This is a genomic window from Ligilactobacillus animalis (assembly GCF_009933595.1).
In the GTDB taxonomy this organism is placed as follows: Bacteria; Bacillota; Bacilli; order Lactobacillales; family Lactobacillaceae; genus Ligilactobacillus; species Ligilactobacillus animalis.
The window spans coordinates 1,640,910-1,661,713 of sequence record NZ_CP047141.1 but is presented as its reverse complement, the minus strand read 5'-3'; the positions used below and the strand labels follow the sequence as shown (position 1 = coordinate 1,661,713).

General features: G+C 40.3%; 17 protein-coding genes and 1 riboswitch. Of the genes, 10 read left to right on the top strand and 7 right to left on the bottom strand.

What is annotated here, in order from left to right:
* Nucleotides 1–32: 32 nt before the first annotated feature.
* The 6 genes from GSR62_RS08175 to GSR62_RS08150 all read right to left on the bottom strand — a co-directional run bounded on the left by GSR62_RS08175 (nt 33) and on the right by GSR62_RS08150 (nt 7,501).
* Complete coding sequence (locus GSR62_RS08175; RefSeq protein ID WP_066023573.1) at nt 33–2,405, bottom strand: phosphoketolase family protein; 2,373 nt, start codon at nt 2,403–2,405, stop codon at nt 33–35.
* Between the two features lie 115 nt (nt 2,406–2,520).
* On the bottom strand, nt 2,521–3,747 hold the full coding sequence (locus GSR62_RS08170; protein WP_066023572.1) for an acetate/propionate family kinase: 1,227 nt from the start codon (nt 3,745–3,747) through the stop codon (nt 2,521–2,523).
* Nucleotides 3,748–3,950: 203 nt separating this feature from the next.
* A complete protein-coding gene (locus tag GSR62_RS08165; protein ID WP_010688280.1) occupies nt 3,951–4,616 on the bottom strand; it encodes an energy-coupling factor transporter transmembrane component T family protein in 666 nt (221 codons plus the stop codon).
* Nucleotides 4,613–6,013, bottom strand: coding sequence for an ATP-binding cassette domain-containing protein (locus GSR62_RS08160; RefSeq protein ID WP_066023571.1), 1,401 nt, complete (start codon nt 6,011–6,013; stop codon nt 4,613–4,615). Before GSR62_RS08160 ends, GSR62_RS08165 begins: the two co-directional genes overlap by 4 nt.
* Nucleotides 6,013–6,579, bottom strand: a complete 567-nt coding sequence (locus GSR62_RS08155) for an ECF transporter S component (protein WP_066023570.1) — start codon at nt 6,577–6,579, stop codon at nt 6,013–6,015. Before GSR62_RS08155 ends, GSR62_RS08160 begins: the two co-directional genes overlap by 1 nt.
* 52 nt (nt 6,580–6,631) lie before the next feature.
* Nucleotides 6,632–6,720, bottom strand: a riboswitch (TPP riboswitch).
* Nucleotides 6,721–6,763: 43 nt separating this feature from the next.
* Complete coding sequence (locus tag GSR62_RS08150; RefSeq protein ID WP_035448564.1) at nt 6,764–7,501, bottom strand: GntR family transcriptional regulator; 738 nt, start codon at nt 7,499–7,501, stop codon at nt 6,764–6,766.
* 163 nt (nt 7,502–7,664) lie between these two features.
* Here GSR62_RS08150 and galE point away from each other — a divergent pair, with 163 nt between their 5' ends.
* Nucleotides 7,665–8,660 carry a UDP-glucose 4-epimerase GalE gene (galE, locus tag GSR62_RS08145; protein ID WP_035448561.1) on the top strand — a complete coding sequence of 332 codons (996 nt, stop codon included), beginning with the start codon at nt 7,665–7,667 and terminating at the stop codon, nt 8,658–8,660.
* Between the two features lie 207 nt (nt 8,661–8,867).
* Here galE and GSR62_RS08140 read toward each other — a convergent pair whose 3' ends face one another.
* A complete protein-coding gene (locus tag GSR62_RS08140; RefSeq protein WP_066023569.1) occupies nt 8,868–9,173 on the bottom strand; it encodes a hypothetical protein in 306 nt (101 codons plus the stop codon).
* A gap of 321 nt (nt 9,174–9,494) precedes the next feature.
* Between GSR62_RS08140 and GSR62_RS08135 the strand changes: the two genes are divergently transcribed.
* From GSR62_RS08135 to GSR62_RS08095, 9 genes are all read left to right on the top strand, one after another.
* A complete protein-coding gene (locus GSR62_RS08135) occupies nt 9,495–10,532 on the top strand; it encodes an aldose epimerase family protein (RefSeq protein WP_066023568.1) in 1,038 nt (345 codons plus the stop codon).
* 116 nt (nt 10,533–10,648) lie between these two features.
* Nucleotides 10,649–11,707, top strand: a complete 1,059-nt coding sequence (locus GSR62_RS08130; protein WP_035448556.1) for an AI-2E family transporter — start codon at nt 10,649–10,651, stop codon at nt 11,705–11,707.
* Complete coding sequence (locus GSR62_RS08125; RefSeq protein ID WP_035448554.1) at nt 11,700–12,890, top strand: MalY/PatB family protein; 1,191 nt, start codon at nt 11,700–11,702, stop codon at nt 12,888–12,890. Before GSR62_RS08130 ends, GSR62_RS08125 begins: the two co-directional genes overlap by 8 nt.
* Before the next feature lie 82 nt (nt 12,891–12,972).
* Entirely contained in the window at nt 12,973–13,659 is a 687-nt protein-coding gene (locus GSR62_RS08120) for a 2,3-diphosphoglycerate-dependent phosphoglycerate mutase (RefSeq protein WP_035448552.1), read from the top strand.
* Between the two features lie 306 nt (nt 13,660–13,965).
* Nucleotides 13,966–16,659, top strand: a complete 2,694-nt coding sequence (locus GSR62_RS08115; RefSeq protein WP_066023567.1) for a class I SAM-dependent DNA methyltransferase — start codon at nt 13,966–13,968, stop codon at nt 16,657–16,659.
* Nucleotides 16,649–18,598, top strand: coding sequence for a DEAD/DEAH box helicase (locus tag GSR62_RS08110; protein ID WP_066023566.1), 1,950 nt, complete (start codon nt 16,649–16,651; stop codon nt 18,596–18,598). The genes GSR62_RS08115 and GSR62_RS08110 overlap by 11 nt, the downstream gene beginning before the upstream one ends.
* Entirely contained in the window at nt 18,591–19,814 is a 1,224-nt protein-coding gene (locus GSR62_RS08105; RefSeq protein WP_066023565.1) for a GIY-YIG nuclease family protein, read from the top strand. Before GSR62_RS08110 ends, GSR62_RS08105 begins: the two co-directional genes overlap by 8 nt.
* Nucleotides 19,815–19,948: 134 nt before the next feature.
* A complete protein-coding gene (locus tag GSR62_RS08100) occupies nt 19,949–20,419 on the top strand; it encodes a JAB domain-containing protein (RefSeq protein ID WP_083213878.1) in 471 nt (156 codons plus the stop codon).
* A complete protein-coding gene (locus GSR62_RS08095) occupies nt 20,406–20,693 on the top strand; it encodes a hypothetical protein (RefSeq protein ID WP_066023564.1) in 288 nt (95 codons plus the stop codon). The genes GSR62_RS08100 and GSR62_RS08095 overlap by 14 nt, the downstream gene beginning before the upstream one ends.
* Nucleotides 20,694–20,804: the final 111 nt, after the last annotated feature.

The window sequence follows — 20,804 nt, the reverse complement described above, 5'->3', positions numbered from 1 at the left end:
GAAAAACAGGACTTTTTCGTTTAGTATCAAAATTACTTGTTCAATGGTTTCCATTCCCAAGCTTCGACTTCAGGTAGGTCAGTACCTTCATCACGAATGTATTGGTGATGTTTTGCGATGATGCTATCCATTTCAGCAACTAATTCGCCGTACTTGTCTGGGTTAGGCAAGCTCAAGACAGCTGATTTCACTAAGTCGAAACGATCCATTTGGTTTAGGACACGCATGTCAAATGGGGTTGTGATATCACCATTTTCACGGTAACCGTGGATCTTGATGTTGTGGTTGTGGCGATCAAAGAAGATGTCACGGATCAAGCCTTCAAAACCGTGGAAGGCAAAGACAACTGGTTTGTCTTTAGTGAAGTACATGTCAAATTCATCATCGCTCAAACCACGAGGGTCAACTTTAGGACTTCTGAGTTTCAACAAGTCGACCACATTGATGAAGCGGATCTTTAAGTCAGGCAATTTTTCATGCAAGATCGAGATCGCAGCTAAAGTTTCCAAGTTAGGTTCTGTACCTGCAGCTGCAAAGACGATATCTGGTTCAGCGTTTTGATCTGTTGAAGCCCAATCGATGATCTTAAGACCCTTGTCGACTAATTCTTTAGCTTCAGCAGCTGAGTAGAATTGTTCACGTGGGTGCTTAGATGAAACGATCAAGTTGATCTTGTCGCGGTCATTTAAGACTTTGTCAAAGACAGCCAACAAGGAGTTTGCATCAGCTGGCAAGTATTCACGGATAAATTCAGGTTTCTTATCAGCTAAGTGACCTAAAAGACCTGGATCTTGGTGAGTATAACCATTGTGGTCTTGTTGGAATACCGTTGAAGTAGCCACCACGTTTAAGGAAGGTACTTCTGTTCTCCAAGGAATTTCCTTAGCTTTACGTAACCACTTGAAGTGTTGAGTCAACATGGAGTCAACGACACGTAAGAAAGCTTCGTATGAGGCGAAGAAACCGTGGCGACCAGTCAAGACGTAACCTTCTAAGAAGCCTTCATCTTGGTGTTCAGATAATTGTGAGTCGATGATCCGGCCTTGTGGTGCCATGAATTCATCGTTAGGTTCTTTGATATCCAACATCCATTGACGGTTTGTTTCTTTGAAGAGTGGTGCTAAACGGTTAGACATTGTTTCGTCAGGTCCGAAGATGCGGAAGTTCTTGTTAGCATCGTTTAATTTAACAACATCTTCAAGGTAACGACCTAAAACAGTCATATCTTGTTCTTTGTTCTTACCTGGTGTTGTTGTATCCACAGCATAGTTGCGGAAATCAGGTAAAGCTAAGTCACGGATCAATGAACCAGGATTTGTATGTGGGTTCATTGCCATACGTTTGTTGCCCTTAGGTGTCAATTCAGCCAATTCAGGGATCAAAGCACCTTTTTCGTCAAATAATTCTTCTGGGCGGTAGCTTTCCAACCATTCGACCAAAGCATCAGCATGTTGCATGTCATTTTGGTCAACTGGGATCGGAATTTGGTGAGCTCTAAATGAGCTTTCGATCGGTTTTCCATCCCATTCCTTTGGACCAGTCCAGCCCTTAGGTGCACGGAAGACGATCATTGGCCATACAGGTAATGAATTGTCATTGTTCTTACGTGCATTTTCTTGGATAGCTTTGATCTTTTCGATAGCTTTATCTAAGCCAGCAGCCATTTCTGGGTGCATCTTTTCAGGGTCAGTCCCTTCAACAAAGATCGGATCCCAGCCAAGACCTTCGAAGTATTTACGTAAGTTTTCGTTTGATTCACGTGACAAGATCGTTGGGTTAGAGATCTTAAAGCCGTTTAAGTCTAAGATCGGTAACACAGCCCCGTCATTTATAGGGTTGATGAACTTGTTTGACATCCAAGATGCAGCTAATGGACCAGTTTCAGCTTCACCGTCACCAACAACAGCAGCCACGATCAGATCAGGGTTATCTAAGACAGCCCCAGTTGCGTGGGAGATCGAGTAACCCAATTCGCCACCTTCATGGATCGAGCCTGGTGTTTCAGGGGCAGCGTGAGAAGCGATCCCACCTGGGAATGAGAAGCGTTTGAAGAGTTTCTTCATCCCTTCAACATCTTGCGTGATCTCTGGGAAAAGTTCAGTATAACTACCATCAAGATATGAGTTGGAGACCATAACTTGACCACCGTGACCTGGACCTTCGACATAGAACATATCAAGGTCGTATTTGTTGATAACACGGTTCAAGTGAGCATAGATAAAGTTTTGCCCAGCGATCGTACCCCAGTGGCCGATCGGTTTGACTTTCACGTCAGATGCTTCAAGTGGGCGACGTAATAATGGGTTGTCCTTTAAGTAAAGTTGTCCCACGGAAACATAGTTGGCGGCACGCCAGTAAGCATCAAGTTTGTTTAAATATTCTTTAGATGAGTAATCTACAGTCATGGCGAAATCTCCTTTGTTAATTTCTTTCTACACTTCTATAATAACGTTTTCTTGGGAGATGTCAACCATTTTGAATATTGGAACGTACCAAAAATAAATTTTACGGAACAAACGCCTATAATAAAGGCTTTTCGCTCGGAATTTCTTTTTGTTCTTGGAGCTTGATCACTTCGATATCACGTGAGATCATCAATTCTTCATCAGTCGGAACTAACAAAGCAGCGATCTTAGAATCAGGTTTAGTGATAAAGCCTTCTTCACCCTTAGAATTGAGCGTGTCATCTAGTTTGACGCCCATGAATTCGAGTTCGTCACAGACTAATTTTCTGATCACATCGGAATTTTCTCCGATCCCAGCGGTAAAGACGATCCCATCTAGGCCTTTCATTTCGGCGTAGTATTGCCCGATATAGCGGACGATATTTTTGACAAAGAGCGTAACGGCGATCTGTGCGCGTTTGTTGCCTGCATCTTTGGCAGCGATGACGTCACGCATATCAGATGAGACGCCCGAGATCCCTAAAAGTCCAGACTGTCTGGTCAAGATCGAGATCATTTCTTCTGGGTCGGTGATGTTTAACTTTTTCATCATGTAAGTCACTAGTTCGACATCGACGTCACCCGAACGAGTCGCCATTGTGACCCCAGTCAGTGGGGTAAAGCCCATCGTTGTATCAAAAGACTTGCCATCTTTGACAGCACATAGAGAAGAACCAGCTCCCAAATGACAAGTGATCAACTTGAGGTCTTTAAGCGATTTGTGCATCAAAGCTGCGGCTTGGCGAGCGACATAACGGTGACTGATCCCGTGGGCTCCGTAGCGCCGGACACCGTATTTTTCGTACCATTCGTACGGCACGCTGTAGAGATAATTTTTTTCTGGGATCGAATGGTGATAGGCGGTATCAAAGGAAGCAACAGCTAAAGCATTTGGCAAAAATTTTTTGAAGACTTTGATACCCAAAAGATTAGCCGGATTGTGTAAACTAGCTAGGTCACTGATCTCATCGATCTTTTTGATCACATCATCGTCGATAACGACGGAATGGTCGAAGTATTCGCCCCCAGCTACGACCCGATGACCAACGGCGGTGATCTCGTTTAGGTCTTTGAGCAAATGGAGTTCGACTAAAAGTTTCAACAAGAGATCAACGGCAAAAGCATGATCTGGGATCGGCAGTTCTTGGTGATATTTTTGACCGTTGTATTTGACGGTCACGCTCGAGCCTTCGATCCCGATCCGGTCGATCAGCCCACTGGCTAAGACATCTTCGGTGGGGATCGCAAATAATTTGAATTTTAAACTAGAACTACCAGAGTTGATGATCAATGTTTTTTCCATGGTGAGGTAAACCCCTTTCATATAGTTAAATCCATTACTATCATAAGCTAACTAGCACCCAATGTAAACGTTTTAGTTTGTGAAGTGGTGAGCTATCATAGGGCAATAACGTCTAGTAAATAACAATGGGAGCACCCTGATGCGTTTGTTGCATCAAAGTGCTCCCATTGTTTAAAGTAATTACCTCACAAACTCACTTGGATTTAATTTAAAAAGGCTAAAACACCGTATAAAGTGATAAGTATCACCGCTAGACCCCATTGCCACTTAGGCAGGTGGTCTTGAAAGCTAAAAGTTCGCGGATAGCCCTCTAAAAAACCTTGGACTCGTATTGCTTGTGCTAAAGCATCGGACCATTGAAGAGAGGTCACGATCAACTTTAGATAGAGTGCGGGGGTATAGAAGTGATACGGGTGTTGCTTGTTCAAAGCAGCATAACGCATCAAGCGGAGTTGCTTTTGTAAAGCGCTGACCATATTAGCAGCGGCTAAAAAGCCATAAACAAAGGTCTGAGAGAGCTTGAGATGTAAGACTAAGCTAAATAAGATCTTCTCTAAACTCGTGGTCAAAAGCAGACAACAGCCTAGCAATAAATAACAAAAGAGCCGGCTGGTGTACAGGGCTGCATTGGCCCAAGCATTTGTTTGACTAAAGGCGATAAAGGACCACCATGTTCCAAAGGCAAGGGGCAAGCTGACCAATAAGATGAGCCCGAGCTTTTTGTAAGACACGCGTTGACTAGCCAGGTAAAGCAAGCACAGAGCACAAAGAGCGATATTTAGCCATAAAACATGGGCAAAAGCGAGCAATAGCCCTAGACCAAGCATGAGGATGACTTGGATCGTAGGATTTAAGCGAAATTTTGTCAATTTTCGTTTCCCCCTAGCTTTAACGTTTGATCTTCAAAAATAAGTTCGTAATCCAAATGTTCAGTGATCCCTACGCGTTGATGCGAGGTCAATAAGACAGCGGTCTGTTCAGCTTGGCAACTGTCTTTGAGCAAAGTCAAGCAAGTCTGGATACTAGCTTGGTCGAGATTGGCGAAGGGCTCGTCTAAAAGTAAGACCGGTTGTCCCATTGCTAAAACACTTAAAAATTGGAGTTTTTGTTGCTGCCCGCCGGAGAGTTGGTAAACAGAGCGGGGCTCAAGTTCATCCAGCCCCAGGACCTGTTTGGCATGTGCAAGCCGTTCTTTAGTCCAATAGTGGGGCGCTAAAGTATTGCGGCTGACAAGTGCGAGTTCTTCTTGGACGGTCGCACAACTAAATTGCGCCGTCGCTTCTTGGAGCATGAGGCCGACTGTTTTGGCCCAACGCTGTTTGAAAAAATGCGGTGGACGTTGCCCAGCATAGCTCAATTTTCCTTGATAGGGGATAAGGGTACAAAGCGCTTGCAATAAAGTCGATTTCCCCACACCATTTGCTCCGCCCAACAGCCCGAGTTGCCCTTGGGGAAGGGTAAGATCATGTGGTTTCAACAATAAATTTTCCCCGCGAGTTAAACTGAGCTGTTTCCAAGTTAATTTCCCGGGTTTTAATGGGTGCCGATCTAGGGGAGCCGGAGTGGCTGACGTCAATTTGGACAAGTCGAACTTGATGAGACGACTGTGCTCGGCATTGAAGCGATAGGCAAAGTCGAGCAAGTCTTGGTAGCCACTGGGATCATGATCAGCGATGATAAAAGTCTTGCCTTGATTTTTTAATTTCAATAATAGCTTTAACAGTTTGGCTTTACTAGTCGGATCAACGTTAGCAAAGGGTTCATCGAGTAAGATGATCTCACTTTCGGTCGCCAGTACACAGGCGAGGGCCGCTTGTTGCTTTTGTCCACCTGACAGCGTAGAGAGTTGGCGATCTTTGAGCGAAGTCAGTTCTAGTTCTTGCAAGATACGTTGCTTTTGGGCAGTGATCTGTTTAGCTGGGAGCTGTAAATTTTCAAGGACAAAGGTCAATTGTTGGTCTAAAGTCGCCATACAAAAGCGTTTGTCAGGATCTTGAAATAGCATCCCGATCCGTTTAGCACGCTCAAAGGGCACGATCTGTTCGAGGGGCTGATCTTCTAAAAAGATACCGCCATGGGTGATCTGTCCGCCAAATTGAGGATACAGTCCACAAAGCAATTTAAAAAAGGTCGATTTACCACTGCCCGAAGGAGTAGCTAATAAGCTACAAGTTTGGGGCTCAACGTAAAAATCCAGCTTTTCAAAGAGCGGTGGTCGCCCGGGGGCATAGCTAAAAGTCAGTTCTCTAAGTTCTAATTTGACCATCAGATGTGCACCTTAACTTTCGAGACGAGTTTTGCGATCTGGTAGATGAGTACACCATCAAAAAAGGCTAAAGATAATAGCCGGATACCAAATAAAGTCAATAACATCGAAAGTGGGTAGGCCTGGTAACCACTTTGGAAATAATCCCAAGCAAAGGTCACAATGGCTGAAAAGATCACAGATAACGTCAGTGCTTTTTTGCCAAAATTTTTATAACCATAAGTCAAAAAGCCTAGTTCACTGGCAGCCCCTTGTAAAGCACCCGTGATCAAGTTAGCCGCACCCCAGCTGGAAAAGAGCAACATCTCAGCGGTCGCAGCGAGAAATTCGCCTAAAAAAGCCGCCCCTCGACGTTTCAATAAGATCGCTGCCAGTGGACCAGCCATCAGCCAGATCCCAAGCATCAGATCATTGGCGTAAGGTTTAAGGAAAGTTGCCGCTAAAGCGTAGTATAGATAGCTTGCACCTTGATAGATCAAACCAAAAAAGGCAGCTAAAAGGGCAAGAAAGATGATATCTTTGGTTTGCCAATGTTGTTTTGTTGAATTTGGATCGTATGTTTGCATACAAAAACCCCCTGCTTAGATTATATAAGCAGGGGTGTGGTGGTCTGGGCGCACGAAAAAATGCTAAGCTCCCTCCGCTGGTATTAACCAGATCAGGTGATATGGGTATTTCTCAGCCAAACGGCACCCCAGCTTATATCGCTCACAGTATAGCAATGTTTATGTGAGCTGTAAAATATTATGCTTATTGCGCAACACTGACAAAGGTATTGAATTTCAAATATTTGTAGTGGAAACGCATGTGTGAATATTCAAACGGTGTCCCGTTATCTAAGAAAAAGACACCTTCCATGATCCCAGTCGGTTCGTGTTCATTTAAGCCTAATAATTCACGATCGTTAGGCGTTGATGGCTCGGCAAAGACTGAGAGAAATGATTTAGTGACTGACTGATTGTGCTTATCTTGCATGTAGTTAAAGATCGAGCCTTTGATCGTTTGTTGATCTAGTTTAGGCACGATCTTGATCGGAATATAGCCTGTTTCGATCATAAATGGTTGGTCATCAAAGAGACGCAAGCGCACGATCTTGTAGACAAAATCTTCTGGATCTAAGAAGAGATCGCGTTGCAATTCTTCACTGGGACGTTCGACGTCAAAGCTCAAGACTTTGATCTTAGGTTTTTTTCCGTCCATTTGGAAGTTATCGGTGACCCCTAAGTTAGAACCTTCTTCGTAGTTGAAGACCGATTCATTTTTGAGGTATAGGGGATTGATAAAAGTTCCCGAGCCTCTTTTTTTGAAGATGATCCCATCATTTGCCATGCGATTCAACGCGCGCTTGATCGAGCTACGACTAACATCATATTGACTGGCAAGCGTACGTTCATCGGGTAGTTTCATATCGGGGAATTCATGATCAAAGATCTTTTGTTTGAGATCAGAGATGATCTGTTTATAAATAAGTTCGGCCGTAGTTCTCACCCTTTCACTAGTTCTTATTAAATTCTAGTTAACCACAAGAAGACTAAAACAACAAGAAATAAAAAATATTATGAGTTTTACTAAAATTTTACTAACTATTTTGGCAAATAAATGGTAGAATATTTTTGAGAGAATTGAAACTCATCTGCTGGGAGGAAATAAAATGTCAGTTTTAGTTTTAGGTGGCGCTGGCTATATCGGTTCACACACAGTTGACCGCTTAGTAGACCAAGGCCAAGATGTTGTAGTAGTTGACAGCTTAGTGACGGGTCACCGGGCTGCGATCAATGATAAGGCTAAGTTTTATCAAGGCGATCTTGCAGATCAAGATTTCATGCGTAAAGTATTTACAGAAAATCCTGAGATCGATGCAGTGATCCACTTTGCAGCTTACTCATTGGTCGCAGAATCGATGAAAAAGCCATTGAAGTATTTTGATAACAACACGGCTGGGATGATCAAGTTGTTGGAAGTTATGAATGAATTTGATATCAAAAATATCGTCTTCTCATCCACCGCAGCAACTTATGGTATTCCTGAAAAAATGCCGATCATGGAAAGTGATCCACAAGATCCGATCAATCCTTACGGTGAAAGTAAGTTGATGATGGAAAAGATCATGCGTTGGGCAGATGAAGCCTACGGGACAAAATTTGTCGCATTGCGTTACTTCAACGTGGCGGGGGCTAAGCCAGATGGTTCGATCGGTGAAGATCACGGTCCAGAAACGCACTTGATACCGATCGTTTTACAAGTAGCTCAAGGCAAGCGGGATAAGTTACAGATCTTTGGTGATGATTATAACACACCAGATGGGACCAACGTGCGTGATTATGTGCACCCATTCGACTTGGCGGATGCTCATATTTTAGCGGTAGATTACTTACGCAAGGGCAATGAGTCCAATGCCTTCAACCTAGGTTCTTCGACAGGTTTCTCCAACCTTGAGATCGTTGAAGCAGCTCGCAAGGTAACGGGCAAAGAGATCCCAGCTGAGATCGCTCCAAGACGTGGCGGTGATCCGGATTCCTTGATTGCAAGTTCCGACAAAGCCCGTGAGATCTTGGGTTGGAAGCCACAATTCGATAACATCGAACGCATCATCGAAACAGCTTGGGCATGGCATTCAAGTCATCCAAACGGTTATGATGACAAATAAGAAGTGCAATTCAGAGTGCTTAGAAACGTATAAATAAGAGCCGCCGACATTGTAATGTGTATTTTGCATTACGATGTCGGTGGCTCTTATTTACTAGTCTCTGCTCTGAATTGCACGTTACGGCTACATAGCTCAAGTGCGCATTTTGCATTGCGTTGCATTTATCCACAAAAAAAGGAAATGCCAGCTGCCATTTCCTGATACGATCTAGGCGAGTTGGGTCAAGAGTGGTTTTGCCTTGGCGTTATCCAATGGCAAGTAAGCCGGACCAACAGCTGCGCGATCGATCGCTAAACTATAATTGCTTGTGAGTGAAGGGACCATTTTTGAAAGCTCGTTCAATTGTTCCGAGACAAAGCGAGAGAAGGAGAAGTTGCGTTGCTCTTTCATCGTTTTTTCAAGATCAATATTAAAGGTCACATCTAAAAAGCAACCACTTTCCTTATCGGATAAACGCCATGCTTTACTGTGGTTCTGTCGTGATTCAATTTTTTCAACTACTGTTTCAGCCATAAAAAGCCCCTCCTAGAAAAATCTTTGGTTGTATTAACGTCTATACCATACTATGGATCAAAATTTTTTGCAAGCGTTTTACATTTGTTGATAAGTAAATCAGCAGAAATCATTATTTGAGTGCCTTAAATAGTGGGGGTCTAAGGACTTATCTTTAATACTTAAGATTATTTTAAGGAAAAATCTGCAAACTATACCAATTTTTGAAGTTTTAAAAAGTCGCTAAGCATCTGTGCAAGCGCTTTAAATAAAAGTGTAAATGCGGTAAAATAAGAGTAGTTAAATAACGCATTTATAAGTGAGATTTGGAGGAGATTTTTGATGGATATCTTTAGAAAAGAGCTTGATACCTTTGATGGACATACAGTGACTCAGATCACTTTGGTCAACGATAACGGAGTCGAGATCTCATGCTTGACGATGGGAGCAATCTGGCAAGCTTTTAACGTTCCAAGTGGTGCGGGGAAGAAGAACTTATTATTGAGTTTTGATCATACAAAGGATTACTATGCCAACGCTCAAAATATCTGTAAGGTGATCGGTCGAGTAGCTGGCCGGATCGCGCATGGTAAGTGTGAATTAAACGGTGAGCAGATTCAATTGCCACAAAATGAGAACGGTAATACGTTACATGGGGGCGCAAATGGATTTAGCACTTATAACTGGAACTATACCACTTCACGCAATAAAAATAGTGTGAGTGTTATCTTCCAAAAGAAGATCACCGAGAAGATGGATGGTTTCCCAGGAAATATTTTGGCAACGATCATCTATACTTTAAATAACAATAACAAAGTGACGATCGCCTTTAGTGCATTGGGTGGCTCAAAAGATAGTTTGTTCAACCCGACCAACCATGTATACTTCAATTTGAGTGACCACCAAGACCTTTCCAGCCACTCACTTAAGATCAATAGCAGTGCAACGTTAGAGACGGACGAAAATAATATTCCGACTGGCCGGGTCAAAGATGTCGAAGATACACCACTTGATTTTAGAGAGTTCCGCAATGTTAAAGTAGCCGCTGACGAAGCTGACGGCTTTGATGATGCTTTTGTGGTCAACCAGCCGGGTAAAGGGACAGAACCGATCGCTGTTTTACGTGATGAAGATAGCGGCCGCCAGATCACGATCGATTCCGATCGCAACGGCTTGGTAATGTACAATATGCCAGCCTTAGATACTGAGATCAAGTTCACACGTGATCAAGGTAAACCAGCGATCCCAGGCGAAGGTTTAGCGCTTGAAGCTCAGACCTTACCAGATGCGATCAATCAAGAAAACTTTGGTGATATCATCTTACCGAAGAACGGTAAGCGTTCATATCACATCCAATTTGCATACGATAAGATCAAGTAACTGTTTTAGGGCCGTGTTTTATAGAAGCACGGTCTTTTTTGTGATATTCGACTTACTACACTTATCAATTATTAATGGTATACTTAAATTATTATCTTTAAGTAAGGGGAAAGTTTATGGATCTTTGGAAAAAGTTTATCAATAATGTCTCCTTGAGACGATTCGTCGTCTTACTAGGCATCATTGGTGTTTTGTATGCTTTACGTAGCTTGATCAGCATCATTTTGCTGACGTTTATCTTCACATTTTTAGTGGTACAGCTGACCAATTATATTCGGCGGTATGTGAAGATCCCATCGCAATTGATCGTGATCGTGACCTATCTATTGTTCATCGGTTTTATCTATCTGGCAGTGACGATCTATGTACCTAAACTCGCTGTCCAAACCGAAGCGATGATCAATTCATTATTGAGTTTTTATCAGCATCCACCGCATGGAGCGCAGGATCTGATACACTATATCGACCGCTACTTTGGTAAGATAGATATCATGCAACAGTTCAAGGGTGGCTTTGGGATCGCGCTAGGCTATCTTAAGAGTTTGGGCTCGATCGGCTTTACGTTTGTGATGTCGTTACTGTTGAGTTTCTTTTTTACGATTGAAAAAGACGATCTCTATCGTTTTTCTAAAGGCTTTTTGAGTGGCCCATTTGCGTGGTTATTCGAAGATATTTATCATTTTGCCAAGATCTTTGTGAATACTTTTGGGGTCGTACTTGAAGCTCAATTTGTGATCGCCGTCGTCAATACGGTGATCACCACGATCTGTTTGGCGATCATGAACATGCCTCAATTGCTCAGTTTAGGGATCATGGTCTTTGTGTTGAGTTTAGTCCCTGTAGCTGGGGTGATCATTTCCGCGATCCCGATGATGTTTATCGGCTATTCGGTCGGTGGGTTGCGCTATGTCTTTTATATTGTTATTATGCTAGTCGTTGTTCATGCTTTGGAAGCCTATATCTTAAATCCAAAATTCATGGCTAGCCGCACGGAATTACCGATGTTTTACACCTTTGTCGTCTTATTTGTTGCAGAACATCTCTTTGGTGTTTGGGGCTTGATCGTGGGTATTCCGATCTTTACCTTTATGTTAGACGTTTTAGGCGTAAAGCCGGTCCATGCCAAGGGTGAACGTTTGAAGAAAGTTAGAAAGTTGGAGCGTAAAAATGAATAAGCAGGAATTTTTGGCAGAATATGCTGTTGCCCGCAAAAATACTGATTCGGTCAAGTGGGATAATTTAAAAGAAACTTTCGATGCAGAAGATCTATTGCCACTTTGGGTCGCTGATACTGAATTTAAAGCACCAAAAGAAGCACTTGAAGCGATGACAAAACGGATCGCGCACGGTGCGTTTGGCTATTCACTAACACCGGATGCGTATTTTGAAGCTTATTTTAAATGGCAAAAAGAACGCTATGGGATCGAATTACATCGCGAATGGATGCGTTTTGGCACAGGGGTCGTGCAATCTTTGAGCACGTTAGTCAACTTGTTGACGCAAAAAGATGATGCTGTTTTGGTCTTGCAACCAGTGTATTATCCATTTATGAAGGTCATTGAAAATAATGAGCGTAAATTAGTCGTTTCCGATCTCAAGAATGAAGCTGGGATCTACTCGATGGATCTAGCCGATATCGAAGAAAAGATCACGGAAGAGCAAGTGAAGTTATTGATCTTATGTTCACCGCATAATCCAGTCGGCCGTGTCTGGTCTGAAACAGAACTAGCCGAGCTACTCGAATTATGTCGTCAAAAGCAAGTGCTCGTGATCGCAGATGAGATCCACCATGACCTTTTGTTGACAGATAAACCATTTATCTCAGCTTTAGAAGTCAGCGAAGGCAAGTATCGCGATAATTTAGTCGTTGTCGATGCGCCATCGAAGACCTTTAACATGGCAGCTCTGCAAAATAGTCATGTGATCATCCCTAATCCGCAGATGCGTCAGCGCTATGACAAGTTAGTTGAGCGTTTAGCTGCCCCAGCCGGTAGTATTTTAGGCAAGGTGGCTGCAGCTGCTGCCTATGAACATGGTACTTCGTGGCTCGAAGGTCTATTGGAAACGATCCAAGCTAACTATGACTATGTAAAGGAAAATCTAACTAAAGCTTATCCACAGATCGTCATTTCACCGTTAGAAGGAACATATCTAATGTGGATCGATCTTAGTGCAGTCGTGGATCCAGCTAAATTAGAGTTCTTTGTAAAAAATAAGGCTGGTTTAGCAGTCGATTTTGGCGATTGGTTCGGCGCTTCGGGTGCGGGACATATTCGGATCAATTTAGCCACGACACCTGAAAATATCGAACGTGCCGTGACTGCTTTGCTGAAAGCTTTAGATGAAAATCAAAGCTAAATTCACTAAAGCACTATCAATTTTTTGCATTTCAGTGTAAAATATCTTTGTATCATAAACATAAGAAAGAGGTTTTTACTAAATGGCAAAATTAGTATTTATCCGTCACGGACAAAGTGAATGGAACTTAGAGAACCTTTTCACAGGTTGGGTTGACGTCAACTTGAGTGAACAAGGCGAACGTGAAGCTAAGGAAGCTGGCCGCAAGTTAAAAGAAGCTGGTATCGAATTTGATCAAGCTTACACATCTGTTTTAACACGTGCCATCAAGACTTTGCACTTCGCACTTGAAGAATCAGGCCAATTATGGATCCCTGAAACAAAATCATGGCGCTTAAACGAACGTCACTACGGTGCATTACAAGGCAAGAATAAAGCTGATGCAGCTGAAAAATACGGTGACGAACAAGTTCACATCTGGCGTCGTTCTTACGACGTATTGCCTCCATTATTGGATGCAAACGATGAAGGTTCTGCAGCAAACGATCGTCGTTACGCAGAATTAGACCCACGTATCATCCCTGGCGGTGAAAACTTGAAGGTTACTTTGGAACGTGTTATCCCATTCTGGGAAGACAACATCGCTCCAGACTTGTTAGATGGCAAGAACGTTATCGTTGCCGCACACGGTAACTCATTACGTGCCTTGACAAAATACATTGAAAACATCTCTGATGAAGACATCATGGACGTTGAAATGGCAACAGGTCAACCAGTTGTTTATGAATTGGATGACAACTTGAACATTGTCTCCAAAGAAAAGCTTTAAGATAAAGCCTTTCAATAAAAGCGTGATCTCCTAAGTGAGACCACGCTTTTTTTACATATCGTGACGATTCATGACGAATAAATGACGACTTGTGTCAAATATTAGAGATAGGTATGTCTCGGGAAATAAATTGAAGGAAGTACCCAAACCACCCTAACTACCCAAACTACCTAGCCGCTTCACTCTTTATATACCTTAAAGTAGATTAGTCACATAATATGAATTAAAAATTCAAAATTTTACTAGATATTTGTTTCCTATATAATAGAATTATAGAAAAATAATAATGTTGACTGGAGTGCTAAAATGATAATCACTGAAATTGAAGATAGAATTACGGATATTATTCATCACGATAACCACGATGAATTCATTTATGATTTCCTGTCTATCTACGACTTCCCTAAAGCAACGATAACAAAATTACGTAAAGGAACAAATAATCTTGCTAAAGAATCAGGAGCGGTTTATCTCAAAAACCGTCTATACTATCATCAGGTTGTAAATGATGGTCAATTAATGCAAAGGTTTGTAGAGCTTAAACAAAAAGTTAATGAGTTAAATGCAAAACCTCGTTATATTATGGTGACAGATTTTGAAAGTGTCCTTGCTGAAGATACTAAGACAGGTGACACCCTTGATGTCGAATTTGAGCGGTTACCACAAAAGTTTGAATTCTTTTTAGCTTGGAACGGAATTGAAAAGACTGATTTTGATAAAGAAAATCCAGCTGATATTCGGGCTGCCGAACGGTTTGCTAAACTCTATGATGTGGTGATCAAAGATAACCCAGATGTAAGTCGTCATGGATTAAACTTATTTCTAATTCGGATATTATTCTGCTTATTTGCTGAAGATACTGATATCTTTCAGAAAAATGTCTTCACTAATCGGATCAAAGCATTAACTAAAGAAGATGGATCGAATTTGGATAAATTTTTTCAGGATCTGTTTGGTATCTTAGATGTAAACAAAGATAACCGTCCTAGTGATACGCCAAGCTGGTTGGATGATTTTCCATATGTTAACGGTGACCTTTTTAAGGAACAACATGAGTCACTTAAGTTTACTACTCTTTCTCGGAAATTAATTATTGATGCTGGCGAAAAATTAGAATGGGATCAGATTAACCCTGATATTTTGGGATCGATGATTCAGGCGGTGGCTAGTGAAGACAGCCGTAGCCATTTAGGAATGCACTATACGTCGGTACCAAACATTATGAAAGTTATTAAACCACTATTCCTGGATAACTTACGACGAGAATTTAAAAGCGCTAAAGGTAATCAAAAGAAACTTAATACTCTATATGATCGGATTGGGAAAATTAAGTTTATGGATCCAGCGTGTGGATCTGGTAATTTCTTGATAATTACTTATAAAGAGTTACGACAGTTGGAAATCGACATTTTAGGAGAATTAAATGGGATGGGAATTGCAACTATGTATGTACCATCAGTTACACTTGATCAGTTTTATGGAATTGAAATTGATGATTTTGCCTGTGATGTGACAAGGCTCTCTTTATGGATTGCAGAACACCAAATGAACAAACTTCTAGAAAAAGAAATTGATAATGCAGTTCGTCCAACGTTACCTTTACAACATGCAGGGGCAATCGTATGTGAAAATGCTTTGCGAATTAATTGGAATGACGTATTACCACATGAAAAAGACGATGAAGTGTATTTGTTTGGTAATCCACCCTATTTGGGCTCCAGCCTACAAAATCAAGAGCAAAAGCAAGATTTAAAAGCAATTGCTGAATTGTATTCTGTTAATGGATATAAAAAATTAGATTATGTTAGTGGGTGGTTTATTAAGGGAGCAGAATTTTGTTCTAATTCTTTAGTAAAATATGCTTTTGTATCCACAAATTCAATTTGTCAAGGGGAACAAGTCCCTATTTTGTGGCCCATGATTTTAAATAAAGTGACGATTGATTTTGCTTACCAATCGTTTACTTGGAATAATAATGCAAAAGGAACTGCAGCAGTAATAGTAGTAATTATTGGTTTATCTAGTAAGTCACTTGTTCATGATAAAAAATATCTTTTTAGTGGAAGTTCTTATAGGAAAGTTAAAAATATTAGTCCTTATTTAACAGATTCGAAGAGTACCGTAATTGTCAGTAAAAGTAAAAAGAGTTTATTTGATTTACCAACAATGTATAGAGGAAATATGCCTACAGATGGTGGAGGGCTAATAATAAATAGAGATGATTTGAGTAAGGTTCCTGAGGAAGTAAGGCCCTTTATCCATAAATTTGTTGGATCCAAAGATTCATTAAATGGTGATGAAAGGTTCGTTTTATGGCTAACAAAATCAGAATATGAAAAGATTAAAGATACTGACTTTGTTAAAGAGAGGATATCTATCGTCAAGAAAATGAGACTTAATAGTAAGAAGAAGTCTACAAACAAACTTGCCTCCCATCCCTGGAGGTTTGAATTTATTTCTCGGCCTGATGATTATAGTGGTAATACTATTTTGATTCCAAGAGTTAGTTCTAAAAATAGACCATACATGCCATTAAGTATTTTAGATGCTAATGTGATCGTTTCCGATACTGCTACAGCTATTTATAATGCTCCATTATACTTGTTTGGCTTACTAGAATCGGTAATGCATATGACTTGGATGAGAAATATTGGCGGGCGCTTAAAGAATGACTATAGATATTCATCAGATTTTATATATAATACTTTTCCAGTTCCTAATTTATCTACACGTCGAAAGAATGAAATAGAGGAACTTGTTTGGAAAATTCTTGATATTCGTGATGAGGAGGGGGGGACCCTAGCAGACTTATATGGTTCGCCACTTGCTGAGAAGAATCCCAAACCAATGAATCCCCGATTGTTAGCCACTCACCGAGAATTAGATGAGGTAGTTGATCGTGCCTATCGTGATCGCCCGTTTAGGGATGATAATGAACGGTTGTCTCTGTTACTAGATATGTACAGTAAAAAAGTTAGTGAGGAAAATAATGAAAAATAAAAATATCGTCGAAGTAAACTACCACCAAACAGGTAAAAGTACTAATACTAACGAACTTGGAATGCGAGAAATGCAAGCAAGGGTTTATCAACACCGTAAATCTAAGTATATTTTAGTTAAGGCTCCACCAGCATCTGGTAAGTCGAGAGCATTGATGTTTGTAGCTTTAGATAAATTGGCTAATCAAGGAATAAAAAAAGTTATTGTTGCGGTTCCCGAAAGATCAATCGGTAGTTCATTCAAAGATACTGATTTAGTTAAATATGGCTTTTATGAAGACTGGAAAATCAATTCTAAGTATGACTTAACAACAAACGGTGGATCGGAAAGCAAAGTTAAACGACTTAAAGAATTTTTACGTGCTGACGATGGTCGTATCTTAATATGTACTCACGCCACGTTGCGTTTTGCCTATCAGGAAATAGAAGATGATAGTGAGTTTGATAATGTAATGATCGCAATCGATGAATTTCATCACGTATCGTCGGATGATAGTTCAGTATTAGGTGATGCTTTACGAAATATTATGCATAATTCGGAAGCTCATGTTTTAGCAATGACCGGTTCATACTTCCGTGGAGATTCTGCTCCGATCTTATCTCCAATGGATGAGCAGCAGTTCGATAAGGTCGCCTATACTTACTACGAACAGTTGGATGGTTATCAGTATCTAAAATCCTTTGGAATAGACTATAAGTTCTACCAGGGGCGTTATACAGATGCCTTGGATGAAGCCTTAGATACGTCTAAAAAGACAATTATTCATATTCCAAGTGTTAACTCTAGTGAGTCAACTAAGGATAAATATGATGAGGTTGATCGTATATTTGATGCAATCGGGGATGTTGACCATCAGGATACAAAAACTGGTGTTTACTACATTAAAAATAAAGATGGGAAAATGTTAAAGGTTGCTGACCTAGTTAATGAAGATGGCCGAGAAAAGATCGCAGAATATTTACGGACACTAAATGGTTCTGAAGACTTGGATATTATTGTGGCCTTAAATATGGCTAAGGAAGGATTTGATTGGCCTTGGGCTGAACAAGCATTAACAATTGGCTATCGTCGTTCTTTAACTGAGATAGTTCAGATTATTGGGCGTGTTACCCGAGACAGCTCTAATAAAAATCATGCTCAGTTTACTAATATGATTGAACAACCTGATGCTAATGATGGAGAAGTTCAATATGCAGTTAATCAGATCTTAAAAGCTATCACAGTTTCTTTACTGATGGAACAAGTATTAGCACCAGAGATCCATCTCAAACGACGAAAGCATAAGGATCAAAAGCCAACCGGTGAAACTGATATCTTGATCAAAGGTCTAAAGGAACCGTCAACAAAACGGGTCCAAAGCATCATTGAGAATGATCTACCCGACTTAAAAGCAGCTATTTTACAAGATGAATCAGTTAAGAAGGGTATTATGGCCAATGTAAATGCAGAAGTAATGAACAAAGAATTGGTACCCAAGGTAGTTATGACTCGTTACCCTGATCTAAGTAACGATGAAATTGAACAAGTCAGTCAATATGCAATTGCTGATACTATTTTGCGCCATGCTAAGGTAGAAACTACACAAGATGATAAAGGAAACTCTAATCAATTCTTGCGAATGGCTGATAAGTTCATCAATGTTGACCAGTTAGATATCAACTTGATCGAGTCTATCAATCCGTTCCAAAGAGCTTATGACGTAATGTCACAAGACATCGATAGTAATACTCTGCGAATTATCGAACGATCAATTGACGCGCATAAGTACGATTTTACAGATGATGAACTAGTTCAACTATATAAGAATGCTAAGGTGTTTGTTATCGAAAACGGTAGACATCCAAGTAAAGAGTCCAATAATGAAGAAGAAGTTAGAATGGCGTATGCATTAGCTAAGATTGAAGAGCTTAGAGTAAGGAGGTCACAGGCTAATGGATAAAAATCGATCTATTCATTCTTTAGAGGATATCTTTAATGACCCTGATTCTCAGGAATTATTAGTAAAAAAGCCTATTATTAAGCCGAAAACTAGTTATGATCCTGATGTTGAAAATTTTAAAGAAATTACTGAATGGATTAAAAAACATGATGGTAAAGAACCCGAGAAAACTCATGATATGGCACGTTTGAGAGAAAGACGATTTGCTAGTCGTTTGAAGGGATACCGTAGTCGTGAAGATATGAGAGAACTACTTGAACCATATGATGAATTAGGCCTGCTAAAAGCTGGCGATGACAACATATCATTAAAAAATCAAGTTAAAACTGAAAAACAAGACTTTGCTTCACTAGAGGATATCTTAAGTGATGACTCAGCACTATTTGGTAACACAGATAATACAATCAACAGTAAACTATTTGATACTCAGAAACTAAATGAGTTTAAGCGTGAACAGGAAAATAGACCAGAAAATAAGTCTAAGCGTAAACGGATGGAGAACTTTGCCCAATATGAACCTCTCTTTAAAAAGGTACAAGCCGAATTAGCATCAGGTGTAAGAAGTTTGGTGGACTTTAAGAGTAATCAGATCGAATTACATGGATTTTATGTGTTAAATGGGCAGTTATTGTACATTGAATCTATTGGTTCAGAGTTCGAAAGCAATACCCGGGGCAGTAATACTATTGATGCTCGGGTCCACGTTATTTATGAAAATGGAACTGAGAATACACCATTAAGAAATGGCTTGATCGCGTCATTATATGGAAGTAAAAAACGTCATGGATACGGGAAGATAGTTACGGAACCAGAAGATTCTAATCTAGAACTAACTAGTGACGACCAAGTAACCGGTTATATCTATGTTCTTAAATCTGAGAGTAATAATCCTGAGATCAAGAGGATTCAAGAGGATTATCCTCTTTATAAGGTAGGGGTTACAAACGGTTCAGTGAAAAAAAGAATCGCCAACGCTGAGAATGAGTCCACATATCTATATGGTCCAGTAAAAATATGTGAAGAGATCCAGGTCATTAATATAAGTTCAGAAGCCCTTGAAACGGCTATTCATCATGCACTATCTAATTATCAGCTTGATATCGATATCAAGGCACCAAATGGTAAGATCATCCATCCTCGCGAATGGTTTACTGCTGATCTTGAAACAATTAATGACGTAGTAAACGGTATTATCGCAAAACTAAGAATGAGTTGAGAAATAAAAGTATTTAGTTCTAAGACGTAATCAAAGTAATTTTCAAATATATATTTTAATTATGAGCAAGCTACTATAATGTGGCTTGCTCTTTTTATTTTGCATTGATTTCTAAATAAAGGAGAGGGCCAAATTTGGAGAAAGAAGTTGTCAAGTTCATAAGATTGAAGCAGGAACGTATTAAGATAGAAGGTTGGGAACAACTAAGCGCAAGTGCTATTTCAACACCGTATGACACAGCAAATTTAGTAGAACCATTTTTAAAAGAAGCAGACCGAGAGATGATGTTAGTTATTGGATTGGATACAAAGAATAAACCGACTGTTATTAGCATAATATCAATTGGAACACTCAACCAATCTACAGTTTTAGTTAGGGAAATTTTTAAGACGCTATTATTAGCTAATTCAATCCGATTTATCGTGGTCCATAATCATCCATCAGGTGACACAACACCATCAGAAAATGATTTAAAGATCACACAAAAATTGAAGAAAGCAGGGGAGATGATGGAGATAGTATTGTTGGATAGCATTATTTACGGTGATGACATTAGAAGCTTGCTAGCAAATGATTGGGGTGGAGTGAGTCTTGGTAGGATATGAATTGGCGAAAAGAGAATTGATCTTAGAGCTTGAAACGATCATGCGCATAACGATTGATGAAAATAGAACAGTGTACGAGACAGTGTTGTTAGAGCGTTGTGAACTAGATGAAGCAGTTCAGAATCTAGTACCAAACAACGAGCATTGTGTCAGTGTAACGAGTTTTGCTGTTAAAGATGTAACAGGCTTTATTATTGCAAACAATCAAAATAAAGATGTCTGGGGCATTGGATTTATTGGCTCTGACGGAACAATAAAAGAATGGAGAGTGTAACATATGGATACATGGATCAGAATTTTGATCGAAGCAGGAGTTCAGATTGGTATGGAAATTATCCGAGAATTAGGAGATGACTAATAAGTAATGGAAAAAATGACCCAAACA